This window comes from Psychrobacillus sp. FSL H8-0510 (assembly GCF_038008345.1).
GTDB lineage: Bacteria > Bacillota > Bacilli > Bacillales_A > Planococcaceae > Psychrobacillus > Psychrobacillus psychrotolerans.
Window position 1 is genome coordinate 3,570,457 of sequence record NZ_JBBOYZ010000001.1, and the last position, 13,372, is coordinate 3,583,828.

Below are 13,372 nucleotides of genomic sequence, written 5' to 3' on the forward strand. Positions count from 1 at the left end.
TTGCAAAATAGGCACCTTCCCAATTCGAGCATTGGGAAGGTGCCTATATTAGTTTTGAAAACGGGTTTCCATTTTTTTAAGCTGCCAGTCATAAATAAAGTTACCAAAAGGAATAAATGCAACTGCCAAAGCTAGCAAAGACCAGATAATATTCCACTTTAATCGAATTTGTACATATAAAATAACAAGTACATACGAAACAAAGATAAAACCATGTACAGATCCAACTATCGTAACTGCCATTGGTATATCCATCCAATACTTTAAGGGCATCGCAATAAACAAAAGGACTACCAAGGATATCCCGTCTAATATACCTGCAATTCTTAATTGTCCAAGTGTGTTTTTCATCATACATTTATACCTACATTTCTATATTTATATCTTCTTCACAAATTCGGATTTTAGCTTCATCGCACCGAACCCATCAATTTTACAGTCAATATTATGATCTCCATCTACTATTCGGATACTTTTTACCTTAGTACCTTGTTTTAACGTAGAAGAACTACCTTTCACCTTTAAGTCTTTAATAACCGTTACCGCATCCCCGTCATTTAAAACATTTCCATTCGAGTCTTTTACAACTTGTTGTTCCTCATTATTCTCACTTACCACCTGTTGAGACCATTCGTGAGCACATTCCGGACAAACAAACATATTTCCGTCTTCGTATGTATATTCAGAGTTACATTTTGGGCAATTTGGTAAAGCTGCCATATTATATTCCCCCATTCACTTATTAGTCTCCATTCTAAAGTATTGCTTCACTGCATTCAACCACATACTTATTCTTTAATGTCTAGATGTTTACCACATTCTTCCGATGGGTACTCAATCTTTAAGACTATAACAGTAGGAGTGAGCTAATATGGAAGAAGAAAAACGTGTAGAGGTTCATCGCGAGGAAAGAACTGACTCAGGAATGGTTGGAGCTACCTTTATCAAATATGCAGCATATTTAATCATATTCTTTGGTGTTCTTTGGTTCTTAATCTCCTATGTGTTCCCGATGTTTTAATTCGAAATGCGTAGCGCCTATGTAAGCCCCAATAAAGGATTTTAGTAAAGGCATACCTTGCCTTTACTAAAATCCTGAAGTGACTCGAGGGGCTAGGCGCTAGAACTAGACAAAATAGAAAAGCGATATCCCCATTCGTATTCCATTGGAGATATCGCTTTTCTTATTCTGTTTCCGGAAAGAAAGCTTGAGCAGTCGGAATATCCACTAAACTTGGCCCCGCATAGGCGATTGCACTCTGAATGACAGATTCTAGCTTATCCTCATCATGGACTCGAAAGGCTTTCCACCCACACGCTTCCGCTATCTTAACAAAGTCTGGATTAGTTAGCTTAGTTCCTATTTCTTTTAAACCTGCTGCTTGAATTTTGTCACTTTCCATTTGTAACGAACCATTATTGAATACAATAACGGTAATATCTAAATTATACCGAGTAGCGGTCAAAAGGTCTGCTAGCACCATCTCGAGGCCACCATCACCTACAATAGCAACAACTTGTTCCTCTGGTTTCTCCATTTTCGCTGCGATTGCTGCAGGCAATCCAAAGCCCATGGAACGCCAATAACCCGAAAAAAATATGTTCTGATTACTTTGCCTAAAATTACGATTCATCCATACTGTTACATCTCCAGTATCAATTGTTAGGATTGCGTTTTTTGCAACTGATTTCTCTATACCTCGTACTATACGTGAAGGGTGTAACGGGTAATCCGTGGCTTTCCCTTCTTGTTCGTTCTCAATAGCCCATTTAGTTTTAATCTGCTCAATACGATTAAGCCAGTCGGTATTCGGCTCATGTCCTGCGATGGTCTCATGAAGAAGTGGAACAACTTGCTCCGTTTTACCTTTAATAGCAAGTTCCACTGGAATACCACTTGTAGCACTTTCTATATGTGTATCAATTTGAATAATTCTCGCCTTTTCCGGAACATAACCTTCTGGCCACCAGGAAACACCAGCAAGAAGTACAACATCAGCGTCTTTAAAAACTTTCGGGGCATGAGGGTTTCCTCCTTCTCCAATCCCTTGGAGAAGATATGGAGTTGTCTCCTCAAAAAGTCCTTTTCCACCGAAGCTTGTAATAATGCCTGCTCCCCATAGTTTAGCTAAACCTTCAATCGCTTCAGTGGCTTTCCAGGCACCTGCTCCAGCTAATATCATCGGTTTCTTTGCTGTTTTCATCAGGCTCGCTACTTTTTCCAAATCATCCCTTTGAAATGTCTCTGCTCCTTCAATTACTTGAGGAAGTGGTCGTGCCTCTACCTCGGTTTCTTTCTCAAATAAATCCTTTGGAATAGAAAGATGGGTAACAGCTCGTTGTTGCAATGAAATTTGAGTAGCTTTCTGTAGTAACTCAACAATTGCATCTTCACTAGCTAAATTTGCCGAGTAGGTAGCAAATGGTTTAAACAGCTCTTGTTGGTCTACATATTGTTGAAAATTGGTACCAATTTTATTTAATGGTGCTTGACCTGTGATAGCTAGTACTGGGGCTCTATCTGCATATGCATCTCCCAATCCATTTAGCAGATTTGTTGCACCTGGTCCCATTGTAGATGTACAAACTGCAAGGTTTCCGGTAAGCTTCGCTTCTGCAGAAGCCATAAATGCTGCAACCGATTCATGTTTCACTGCTATAAATTCAATCTGATCCTGTTTAGCTAATGCATCTAATAATCCAATAATTGTATCCCCTGTGACTCCATAAATACGCTTAACGCCGTAGTAAGATAGCTGATCCAATATCACTTCTGCAACTGTTTTTCTCATAGACTAACCACTCCTTTATATTCTCCTATACTTAAAAGGTGCCCTTAATCCTTATGAAATAAACTTTTATAAATTATATAGAATGGGTCGCAACAAAAAAAGCGTCCATAAAGTCTAGTAATAGACTTCATGAACGCTTATTGATAATTTTATACTAATTGTTTTGAAAGTTTTGTAGCAGCTGCTTTTACTTTTTCTAAGCCTTCTGCAACGATTGCATCTGCTTGTGCAGGCATAGCATTATGGCCTTCAATAATTACTTCGTCCACAATTTGCATACCGAAAACGCCACCTAATACATTTTTCATGTAGTTAACAGCCATTTCCATTGGTGCTGCTTCTGGTGCAGAGTAAATACCACCACGAGCATTTAAGATAACTGCTTTTTTGTCCGTTAACAATTGCACTGCTTGACCATTTTCGTCATATTTGAACGAGAAGCCAGCTTGGTAAATATAGTCAATAAACACTTGTAATGGTGCTGGAATTGTTAAGTTCCAAAGTGGGAATGCGAATACTACTACATCAGCAGCAGTTATAGCATCCATTGCTTTTTGTTTAGCTGCTATTAAACGAGCTTCTAATTCTGTTAACTCTAATCCCTCTGATAATTTACCAAATGCATTAAAAAGATCTTGTCCGATAAAAGGCATGTCTTCTGCAAATACATCATAAGTTGTTACGTTTGCGCCTTCTAGATTTGCCATAAATGTATCATACATTCTGCTAGAAATAGCTTCTGCAGAAGGACGGTTATTTGCTTTTACTACTAAAATATTCATTAATTATTTCCTCCAATGTTTTATTACCTTGGTAATCATAACAACTTATTATACTACTTTCAATTACTTTGAATTCAAAACGAATATAACTACTTTTTTGTCGTCACTAATTTTTCACAATTCCTTTAGCTTAGTAGCTAAATCTTCTACGTGTTACCAGAATAATAATCATTGCTGGAATTGTACATAAAATCATACCTAAAAAAGATAAACCTGGTTCAATTTCATATAGATAGCCACCAACAAATGTTAAGATAGCTGTGCTTAGGCTAAGTGCTAATCCGGAATAAATACCTTGCGCATTGGCAATTTGTTGTTTTGGTAAAGATAAATTCAAGTAGCGAATAAAAGCAATATGCGCCATTCCGAAAGACAGTGCATGTAGCGCTTGAGAAATGATAAACATTCCAACGCTAGGGAATAAGTAAATCATACCCCAGCGGATGGTAGAACCAATCCCTGCTAACAACAATAAGGAGGAAGGTCTCCACTTAGACAAAAAGGTATCCGCCTTCATGAAATACAAAACTTCAAAAATAACCGCAATATTAATAATCATACCGATATAGAAAGGATTTACATTTAAACCCTGCAAATAAATATATCCATAATTGTAATAGGCAGCATGTGCACCTTGAAGTAAAAAAACAACGACGAGTACAATCGGAAAGGTTTTCACTTTCCAAAGCTCCTTCATCGATAGCTTCCCTTTTCTATCTTGTGGGGAGGGAGTTACAAGTAAGACTGGCGGAGTCGGCATGAACTGCTTGATCAATAAAAATAATAATCCTATAATCATACTCCAAAGAATCGCTTGCTCTCCCCAAACCCCTGTTAACATACTTATAATAAGTACTGCAACTACAAACCCAATGGATCCATACGACCGACTTTTTCCGTAGTGCACCTTTCCTTGTCGTACAAGTGAAGAAGCCCCACTTTCAATGGCTGGCATTAACGTCGGATACACTAAACTAAATAATAATGTGATCAGTAGCAAAGACATGCTAGAAGTTGCCGGTATATAGAGAACAGTTGCAAATAAAGCCAGTATAGTAAAGGTAATAATTATTTTTTTGCTACTCATAAATTTAGACATAAAAGGAAATAAAAACATTGTTGCTGCTGCACGTGCAACTAAACCAAATGCCATAATCATACTTGCATTAGCTACAGTTAAATTCTTCCCTTCAACTAACCAACCGGTCCAGTATGGTAAAAAGATTCCCCATGTAAAAAAGAAGACAAAAAAGCTCTGCGAAAGCCAACGCTGATTGTTTATCATTTTACAAAACCTCCATTCGCTAGATTGAATGTTAGCATGAGTCAAATTATAATAATAGGAGATATCTCATATATTTGAAGGGCGGATGACATACCATGAATTTACTAAAGGGGTTAGAAAAGGCATATTACATAGAAAAATATACAATTCAATCACTTTTTTCTTTTGACATTTCTCCCTTTGTACAGGTTTTTCAATTTGAAAAGGGCGATTTTATCATTCAAGAAGGATCAGCACCTGAGTATCTCTTTTATATGGTAGAAGGTAAGGCAAAACTCTACGTGTCCCACAAAAATGGCAAAGTTTCATTGATCAACTTTTTAACCCCACCAATATTCATGGGAGAAATCGAGCTATTAAACGAAGAAAAGTATTCTAAAAGTATACAAACTAGCTCAAAATGCATTTGTTTAGGAATCGCAATTGAAAAATGCAAAGAAAAACTACTAGCGGATGCTCATTTTCTGAAATATTTATGTATATTTTTAAGTAATAAATCAACTGCTCATTCTACCAAGTATACAAAGCATCAAGCGTATCCGCTAGAAAATAAGCTAGCAGAGTTTATACTTTTATCCTCACACGAAGATATATACAGGGAAAAGCATACGGAAATCAGCGATTACTTCGGCGTATCCTACCGACATTTACTGCATACATTTGCTCAATTATCAGAAGCAGGTATGATAGAAAAAATAAAAATGACTTACAAAATATTAGATAGAGAAAAGCTTCAGGCGTTAGCCGACGAAATTAAATAAAATACGCCGTAAATGAGCCAATCCTATCGATTAGTGAAAACGTTATGATATCTTTTTAAGACAGCTTTCTAGAGGAAGCACAATTACAAAAAACACCTTGTAACGAATTTCTAATCGCCCAAGGTGTATCTATTATTACTATTGATTTAATACTACTTAGCTGTATATTTTTTAATAGCAGGCAGAATCTCAGTGCCAATAAGTTCAATATTCTTCATAAGTTTCTCGAAAGGTACGCCGCCAAAATCCATTTGTCCGATATATCTTTGATGGCCAAATACTTCATGCTGGTATAGAATTTTTTCAATGATTTGCTGTGGACTTCCGATATTCATGACATTATGCGGGTCTGCTCCTAACGCAAATGCGTCTCTTGGATAACCACTGCCATTCGATAATTTCATTCCTTCATTGATATAAGGGTAGTATTCGTTTTGTGCTTGTTGTGTCGTTTCTGCTGCATAGAAGAAGCCTGCAGTTGCTACTGGAAGTTCAGCAGGATTATAGCCACTACTTTTAGCTGCATCGCGATATGCATCAATGGAGCGTTTAAAAGAAGACGCTGGTCCTCCTAAAGTAGCTAAAAACATTGGGACACCAGCATGCCCCGCCTTTATCGCACTTGCAGGATGTCCACCGACTGCACGCCAAATAGGCAGTGAACCGTCTTGCGGGCGTGGGATAACACTTGCATCTTTCAATGGCGCTCGGAATTGTCCACTCCAATTGATGACATTCTCTTGGTTTATCTTCAATAATAGCTCAAACTTTTCTTCGTATAATTCCTCATAATATCGAACATCATACCCTAACAATTCGAATAGACCTATTCTAGATGCGCGTCCAGCTACAATTTCTGCACGTCCTTTGGATAGCAAATCTATTGTGGCAAAGTCTTCATAGACTCTTACTGGGTCTGACGTACTGATGATTGATGATGAACTTGCAATTTTTATCGTATTAGTTGCTTGTGCAATTGCCGCTAAGACAACTGTGTGAGCTTGTGTTGCAAAATATTCCTGATGACTTTCTCCAACACTGAAAAAGTCAATTCCCGCCTGCTCTGCTAACTTTGCCAACTCTATAATTTCATGTATGCGCTGCGCTGCAGAAATACGTTCTCCTGTATGTGGATTCGGCATATGATCCCCTAATGTATATAACCCAAATTCCAATCCTTTGCTTTGATCAATACGATATTTTTCCATTTACCTCACCCTTCTAATTAAATACTTTTCTCCATTTTCGGTGTTAATAACTATTACCTCTACGAGTAGTATAATATTGAAAGTCAAAATACATAAGTACGCACAAAAAAGTGGTATAGTATACTAAATGATACTAATGAGAGGAGATCGCATTATGGGGATAGAAATGCAACCAGAGCTTTGCAAAGTAGACGACGCTTTAGGTATTCTAGTGGGAAAATGGAAACCCATTATTTTATTAATCCTATTACAAGAAGGTACAAAAAGATTCAGCGATTTAAAACGTAGTGTACCTGGCATTACTCAAAAAATGCTAACAAAACAGCTTCGAGAGTTAGAAGAGGAAGATATTATTACACGCAATGTCTACGCTCAAGTCCCACCGAAAGTGGAATATTCCATGAGTGAGTATGGAAGAAGCTTAGAACCCATTTTGATGGCTATGCATGAATGGGGAACTGCACATACTCTTCATAAAACAAAAAAAGTACAACAACAAACAGGTTGACTTGCGATTGATTCTCATGATATTTCAACTAATGCCATAAAAATCGGCCCCTAAAAAAGGAGCCGATTTTTTATGTATAATAACTAGTTCATTTCTCCAGCTGGCATTACCATATCAATATGAGGAATATTATCCTCCAAATATACCTCTGACACTGTTTCAAAACCAAAGGACTTATAGAAATCCTCCAAATGAGCTTGAGCCTGAGCATAAATAGCCATTCCCGGATAAATAGTTTCGATATATTCCATCCCCCTAGCTACAAGCTCTCTACCTAAACCAGATTTTCTATGATCTTGGTCTACTAAAACTCTTCCAATATGGATCATATCTTCTTTCGGGAACACACGCATGTATGCACTTAGTTCATTATTTTCTTCTTTAAAAATATGTGTACTAATAAGATCTACATCGTCTACTTCCGGATAAGGACAATTCTGCTCCACTACAAAAACTGCCACTCTTACTTTATAAATTCGTTGTAATTCCAATGCACTCAACTCTTCAAATGCCATATAATTCCACATATCCATCACTCCTTACGATAAATCCTATTATATACCATCAATGAGATTACCGATAACTCTTCCTACGCCTCTAACTAACCAGAAACCCATTCGGAAAGGCAGGAGAAGTAACTCTGGTATCCAAAAGAAAACATCAAATACAAAGTCACCAAAAGTATAATGTTCACTATACTTTCTACGTTCCTTTCTAACTTCTTTCTTATTTTCCCATCGCTCACTCAATTATTACCACTCCCCCAGTAAATGACTTCATTTCATCTATGCCCATCTTTTCTCGCTTGTATGTACCCATAATAAGTACATGTTCCATGTTGGGTTAAATCCTTTACTTCAAAGCCACATTTCTCATAAAAACTAAAATTATTAGCAGATGTATGAGCGAACCAATCGCCGTGAGGAAGCTTTTGCACACATAATTGTACAAGCTTTTGGCCAATTCCTTTTCCTCGATATTCCGAATGCACTGCTAAATCCATAATATTTGCTGCCATTATTTGATCGGAAATAACTCTGACCATTCCAATCATTCTTTCATCCTCCCAAACGGTATATGCCCAGGTAGAATTTTCAAATATTAAGGTGAACTTCTCTTTCTGCCAGTCTGGTGTATGCTTACTCCAACCCGCATCTTTAAAGAGTTCCTCTACATATTCGGCAGGAATCCCCTTTGTTCCTTCTCTAATAACGAGCCTTTCAAAATAGTGATACATTCCATACTGCCCCCTTCATGTCATTAATATATATACTACATGTAGGTAGTTATTTCCTTTTTTACATCTATCCAAAAAAAGACTGCCCATGGATATGGACAGCCCCTACTTAACTAATCATTAAATCTCACAAGTGTTCTTTCTTCTACACCATAATCACTTAATCCGTCTGCACTAGGATCTTTGTCATACTCTAGTAAAGCCATCATTTTTTCTGTTCCTTTAATCGAAGCCCAATCAGCATCATTTACGATTAGAAACATGTCCGCATATGCTCTTCCTCTTCCAATGACATTGTTCCCCTCATATTTTACGTTTAACTCCATGCCCTCTAGGTTAAGTGCTGCTGGCTCTTTCTTAGCAAAAAGTATTCCCTCGCCTACCGCTACTTTCGGAAGAGATGAAATTACTGCTGTTTTAGCTTTTTCTTGATTTGTTATTTCTCTTATTAATTTTTTCTTTACAAGTGATTGAGCAGTTTCGTCTTTTAAGACAAGGATACGTTGCCCATCATTTTCCACGATTTTAATCTTGTATTGATCTTCCTTTACTAATTCATCCTTCTCTTGCTCTAAAGAATCGATGATTTGTTGTTCTTCCCCATATAGAATTACTCCATTTGCTTTTTCGAACATACCGCACCCTGTTAACACTGTTGATATTAAAAAGGCAGTTAGACATACAGTAAGTAATTTTTTCATTTTAATTAGCTCCTTTTCTATTTTCTTAAACCTTCCTTGCTACTGACTTTAGTATAGGAGAAATCGTTATTTCGAGCATTCGCTTTAGATGACGTTAGCATTACATTTTTGCAACATTGCATTTTTACGCAAAAAAAAGAAGAGTCGTCTATTTTAAAGTAGACGACTCATTGTTTGAAATTATCCTGTGAAAACCTGATCATACGGGTATCGATAATGAACGTTCTTTGGCTTCATAAGTATGAAAAACAAAGTTAGAGGACCAATTCTCCCGATAAACATTACCATACATAAAAGCACTTCACCTATATCACTAATTTGTGAAGTTATCCCCATTGATAGTCCAACTGTTCCAAAAGCCGATACAACTTCAAATGCTAGAGGTAAGAAGGAGATCTTTTCGGTAACAGTTAATAGAAATAAAAAGAAACAGACTATAAATAAACTTATCGTTGAAATCGCTAGAGATCTTATAACTGTCTCCAAACGAATAGACCTTCCAAATAATTCTGGCTCACTACGTTTACGTAAAAAAGAAAATGTTGCTAAAACGATTACGATAAATGTTGTTAGCTTTATACCAGACGCTGTCGATGCACTACCTGCTCCTATAAACATTAAAACCATCGTGACGAGTATAGTCGGATCTTCCATATCACCGTAATTTAATGTATTAAATCCTGCTGTACGAGGACTTACACCTTGGAAGTAGGATACCATTAGTTTATCCTGTAATGGCATAGAGCCAATTGTTGCCGGATTATTATATTCCAACAGGAAAACAAAAGCGATAGCTATAACATTGATAATGATAGTTCCTACAACCATCATTTTCGTATGAAGGGACCATTGCTTAAATGACTTTTTCTGTTGAATATCCACTACTACAGTAAACCCGATTCCGCCGATTATAAATAATAATGATAAAACGATATTCACAATAGGGTCATGCGCAAAGCCAATGAGGTTATCAGGAAATAAGGCAAACCCAGCATTATTAAATGCAGAGATTACATGAAAGACACTTAAATATAAAGCTTCCTTAAATCCGAAAGTCGGTATCCAGTGTATAGTCAAAACCAATGTGGCGAAAAGTTGAACCGATAGAACGAATGTTAAAATCAGCTTCACTAGCTTTATAATGCCGCCAACTGAGTTTTGATTGAATGATTCTTGTATATAAATACGGTTTTGGAAGCCTATTTTCTTCTTTAACAGTATTAGTATAGCTACTGCAAATGTCATTAAACCAATGCCACCACATTGAATAAGTACCATTAATACAACTTCTCCAAATATAGTCAATGTACTCCCAGGGTCAAACACACTAAGCCCTGTCACAGTAGTCGCGGACGTAACTACGAATAATGCGTCTATCCAAGATACATGGGTGGTTGTTGCAATAGGCAATTTTAACAAAAGGGTTCCAACGAATATTAAAAACAAAAAACTTCCTGCAATAATAACAGGTGGCGACATAGTCCTTCTTTTCTTTTTAAGAGTTTGCATACGAGCACTTCCTAGAACCAAATTTGAAAAACCTATTTCTTGAAGAGAATTTGAAGGTAATAATACTCCGAAGTATTGAACTTGTAAATATATTTTTTAGCTCGAAAGGTACCATCCCATAGACTAATATAAAACTAATCGCCGTTCTCCAAGATAGAAAAAACATTCTATATCATATCTATGTTATAAATAAAGAAACTATCAATGGAGGTGCAGGAATGGAGGGAAATAAGGAACAGATTGTGTACTGGACATTCTTAAATTGCGGACCATGGGAGATGTATATTGCCGCTACTACAGAAGGTCTTTGTTATGTTGGTTCACAGCATGCGCCATTTGAAGAACTTGCTAAATGGGTAAAGAAACGACTCCCTAGTTATATACTTTCGGAAAATGAGGATGTACTGAAATCCTATGAAACGGAACTGACGGATTATCTGGAGAGCCGACGTACAGAATTCACAGTGCCAATGGCTCTTTATGGTACAGCGTTTCAACAAGCTGTTTGGAAAGTGTTGCAGGAAATCCCGTATGGTCAAACAGTGTCGTACACGGATATCGCTCACCAGATACAGAAACCTAATGCAGTTCGTGCTGTTGGCACTGCTATTGGTGCAAACCCTTTATTAATCACCGTTCCTTGTCACCGGGTCATCGGAAAAAGCGGAAAATTGACCGGATACAGGGGTGGTTTAGACATGAAAGAACAGTTATTAGGGATTGAAAAGTAGCAAGACCCCTTGTGTTAAAATATTTACTTCAAAATAAAAAGGTTGACCAATAGGTGGTATCATACTATAATTTCGTTTAATATTATTTATATTAAACGAGCGACGAAAAGAACTATATTAAGCCGGTCTCCCTGTTGGTAGAGAATCAGTGGTTGGTGAAAACTGATACAAAGATTAGGTGAATTTCATTCTTGGAGCTTTTTTTATACTATATCAAAAAAACGACGTAGTATAAGAACGGATTAAACCGTTATTTTAACCAAGTGGGAAACATAGATTTGTTTCCAATTAGGGTGGTACCGCGTGAATAGCCACGTCCCTATCGTAAAAGATAGAGACGTGGCTTTTTTGTCTTTTCATATAGAATAGACATAATAAAAATAGATTGGAATGGTTCGTTTGCAAACATCAGAGCAATGGTCATCAAAGATTGGTTTTATCCTATCAGCTGCAGGATCGGCTATCGGAGTAGGGGCAATATGGAAGCTCCCTTACGTAACAGGCATTAGCGGAGGAGGGGCATTCTTCCTTCTTTTTATATTATTTACTTTGTTTATGGGATTTCCGTTATTATTAGCTGAGTTTGTCATTGGGAGAAGTACGCAAAAAGAAGCGATTAGTGCATATCGTAGTCTTGCTCCTAATACTAATTGGCATTGGATCGGAAAGTTAGGAGTATTCACCAGCTTTCTTCTATTGTCTTTTTATAGTGTAATTGGTGGTTGGATTCTAATCTATTTTGCTAAAGGGATGTTTGGTGGAGTAATTAGTGAGGGTGCAGATTATGGGTCCGTGTTTAACACGACCATTGGAGATCCTCTCATAGTTATTATTGCTCAATTTGTATTCTTGGCTATTACAGTTGTCGTGGTTGCTAATGGGATACAAAATGGTATTGAAAAAGCAAATAAAATTTTGATGCCCGCTTTGTTTGGACTATTTATCGTCCTTATCATTCGCTCCCTTACACTAGATGGCGCTATGGAAGGCGTGAAATTCTTTCTAGCCCCTGATTTCTCGAATATCACATCCCAAAGTGTGCTATTTGCGATGGGACAAGCTTTCTTCTCACTAAGTGTCGGCGTGTCAGTAATGGTTACTTATAGTTCTTATCTCTCTAAAAAAGAAAGCCTAATACAACCAGCTATTTCAATCGTTTCAATGAACTTGTTGATTGCATTATTGGCAGGGTTAGCTATTTTCCCCGCTGTTTTTTCACTAGGCTTAGAACCAGCTGAAGGTCCTGGCTTGCTATTTGTTGTATTACCTGCTGTTTTTGATCAAATTGTTTTTGGAGAAGTCTTCTTAATAGGATTTTTGGCATTATTTTTATTTGCTACATTAACCTCGGCCTTTTCTATGTTAGAAATAATAGTAGCGTCTTTAGTTAAAGGAAAACAAGAGAAGCGAACAAAGTATGCGTATATCATTGGATTATTAATATTCATAGTAGGAATCCCATCCGCATTATCTTATAGCGTTTTTGCTGATATTCTCATTTTCTCGAAAAGTCTATTTGATTCCGCCGATTATTTAGTTAGTAATATTCTAATGCCATTAGGAGTACTTTTAATCTCTATTTTCATCTCACATAAGATTGAGAAAAGTACTTTACGAGAAGAACTATTACAGCATTCTCGCTTAGGTGCTACTGCATTTAATATATGGTTTTTCATAATGAAGTTCGTCATTCCATTAGTAATTATTATTGTATTCCTTGATGTAACAGGCTTACTGGATAAATTAATTGCAATCTTTTAATATATACTATCTGGAAAAGTAGTGTTTCCAAGATATCTACTTATACAAGTAAATATGTTGAAAGAGCTTATTCTATAAAGGAATAAGCTCTTTCAAT

The 13,372-nt window shown here is 36.8% G+C and carries 16 protein-coding genes and 1 other annotated feature; of the genes, 5 read left to right on the top strand and 11 right to left on the bottom strand.

Annotated features, from left to right (window positions below; all coding sequences use genetic code 11):
• Nucleotides 1–48: 48 nt before the first annotated feature.
• Together MHI40_RS18140 and MHI40_RS18145 are read right to left on the bottom strand one after the other, a co-directional pair.
• On the bottom strand, nucleotides 49–354 hold the full coding sequence (locus MHI40_RS18140) for a DUF3817 domain-containing protein (protein ID WP_093537386.1): 306 nt from the start codon (nucleotides 352–354) through the stop codon (nucleotides 49–51).
• A gap of 24 nt (nucleotides 355–378) precedes the next feature.
• Entirely contained in the window at nucleotides 379–720 is a 342-nt protein-coding gene (locus tag MHI40_RS18145; RefSeq protein ID WP_340763957.1) for a zinc ribbon domain-containing protein YjdM, read from the bottom strand.
• Nucleotides 721–871: 151 nt separating this feature from the next.
• On the opposite strand from MHI40_RS18145, the gene MHI40_RS18150 reads away from it, so the two are divergent.
• Nucleotides 872–1,021: a hypothetical protein gene (locus MHI40_RS18150; protein WP_175454042.1), complete on the top strand. Its 150-nt coding sequence runs from the start codon at nucleotides 872–874 to the stop codon at nucleotides 1,019–1,021.
• A gap of 163 nt (nucleotides 1,022–1,184) precedes the next feature.
• Here the strand turns inward: MHI40_RS18150 and MHI40_RS18155 are convergent, their stop codons facing one another.
• From MHI40_RS18155 to MHI40_RS18165, 3 genes are all read right to left on the bottom strand, one after another.
• Entirely contained in the window at nucleotides 1,185–2,792 is a 1,608-nt protein-coding gene (locus MHI40_RS18155; protein WP_340763961.1) for a thiamine pyrophosphate-binding protein, read from the bottom strand.
• A gap of 149 nt (nucleotides 2,793–2,941) precedes the next feature.
• Nucleotides 2,942–3,574, bottom strand: a complete 633-nt coding sequence (locus tag MHI40_RS18160; RefSeq protein WP_093537383.1) for an FMN-dependent NADH-azoreductase — start codon at nucleotides 3,572–3,574, stop codon at nucleotides 2,942–2,944.
• 130 nt (nucleotides 3,575–3,704) lie between these two features.
• Complete coding sequence (locus tag MHI40_RS18165) at nucleotides 3,705–4,856, bottom strand: MFS transporter (protein ID WP_340764590.1); 1,152 nt, start codon at nucleotides 4,854–4,856, stop codon at nucleotides 3,705–3,707.
• A 98-nt stretch (nucleotides 4,857–4,954) separates the two neighbouring features.
• On the opposite strand from MHI40_RS18165, the gene yeiL reads away from it, so the two are divergent.
• Nucleotides 4,955–5,620: a transcriptional regulator YeiL gene (gene yeiL, locus MHI40_RS18170; RefSeq protein WP_340763965.1), complete on the top strand. Its 666-nt coding sequence runs from the start codon at nucleotides 4,955–4,957 to the stop codon at nucleotides 5,618–5,620.
• A 152-nt stretch (nucleotides 5,621–5,772) separates the two neighbouring features.
• Here yeiL and MHI40_RS18175 read toward each other — a convergent pair whose 3' ends face one another.
• The gene (locus tag MHI40_RS18175) at nucleotides 5,773–6,828 is read right to left on the bottom strand and encodes an LLM class flavin-dependent oxidoreductase (RefSeq protein ID WP_340763967.1); all 1,056 of its coding nucleotides are present in this window, start codon (nucleotides 6,826–6,828) and stop codon (nucleotides 5,773–5,775) included.
• Between the two features lie 160 nt (nucleotides 6,829–6,988).
• On the opposite strand from MHI40_RS18175, the gene MHI40_RS18180 reads away from it, so the two are divergent.
• The gene (locus MHI40_RS18180) at nucleotides 6,989–7,336 is read left to right on the top strand and encodes a winged helix-turn-helix transcriptional regulator (protein WP_093537588.1); all 348 of its coding nucleotides are present in this window, start codon (nucleotides 6,989–6,991) and stop codon (nucleotides 7,334–7,336) included.
• 83 nt (nucleotides 7,337–7,419) lie between these two features.
• On the opposite strand, the gene MHI40_RS18185 is transcribed toward MHI40_RS18180, so the two are convergent.
• The 5 genes from MHI40_RS18185 to MHI40_RS18205 form a co-directional block, all read right to left on the bottom strand.
• Nucleotides 7,420–7,863 (bottom strand): GNAT family N-acetyltransferase, encoded by a 444-nt coding sequence (locus tag MHI40_RS18185; RefSeq protein WP_340763969.1) that lies wholly within the window; start codon nucleotides 7,861–7,863, stop codon nucleotides 7,420–7,422.
• Between the two features lie 27 nt (nucleotides 7,864–7,890).
• Nucleotides 7,891–8,085 carry a hypothetical protein gene (locus tag MHI40_RS18190; protein ID WP_340763971.1) on the bottom strand — a complete coding sequence of 65 codons (195 nt, stop codon included), beginning with the start codon at nucleotides 8,083–8,085 and terminating at the stop codon, nucleotides 7,891–7,893.
• 32 nt (nucleotides 8,086–8,117) lie between these two features.
• Nucleotides 8,118–8,573: a GNAT family N-acetyltransferase gene (locus MHI40_RS18195; RefSeq protein WP_340763973.1), complete on the bottom strand. Its 456-nt coding sequence runs from the start codon at nucleotides 8,571–8,573 to the stop codon at nucleotides 8,118–8,120.
• Nucleotides 8,574–8,686: 113 nt separating this feature from the next.
• Nucleotides 8,687–9,274 carry a lipoprotein BA_5634 family protein gene (locus MHI40_RS18200; RefSeq protein WP_340763976.1) on the bottom strand — a complete coding sequence of 196 codons (588 nt, stop codon included), beginning with the start codon at nucleotides 9,272–9,274 and terminating at the stop codon, nucleotides 8,687–8,689.
• 180 nt (nucleotides 9,275–9,454) lie between these two features.
• Nucleotides 9,455–10,783 carry a TrkH family potassium uptake protein gene (locus MHI40_RS18205; RefSeq protein WP_340763978.1) on the bottom strand — a complete coding sequence of 443 codons (1,329 nt, stop codon included), beginning with the start codon at nucleotides 10,781–10,783 and terminating at the stop codon, nucleotides 9,455–9,457.
• A 218-nt stretch (nucleotides 10,784–11,001) separates the two neighbouring features.
• On the opposite strand from MHI40_RS18205, the gene MHI40_RS18210 reads away from it, so the two are divergent.
• Together MHI40_RS18210 and MHI40_RS18215 are read left to right on the top strand one after the other, a co-directional pair.
• Nucleotides 11,002–11,514: a methylated-DNA--[protein]-cysteine S-methyltransferase gene (locus MHI40_RS18210; RefSeq protein WP_340763980.1), complete on the top strand. Its 513-nt coding sequence runs from the start codon at nucleotides 11,002–11,004 to the stop codon at nucleotides 11,512–11,514.
• Nucleotides 11,515–11,607: 93 nt separating this feature from the next.
• Nucleotides 11,608–11,838: a binding site (T-box leader), on the top strand.
• A gap of 75 nt (nucleotides 11,839–11,913) precedes the next feature.
• Nucleotides 11,914–13,275 (top strand): sodium-dependent transporter, encoded by a 1,362-nt coding sequence (locus tag MHI40_RS18215; protein ID WP_093537374.1) that lies wholly within the window; start codon nucleotides 11,914–11,916, stop codon nucleotides 13,273–13,275.
• Nucleotides 13,276–13,372: the final 97 nt, after the last annotated feature.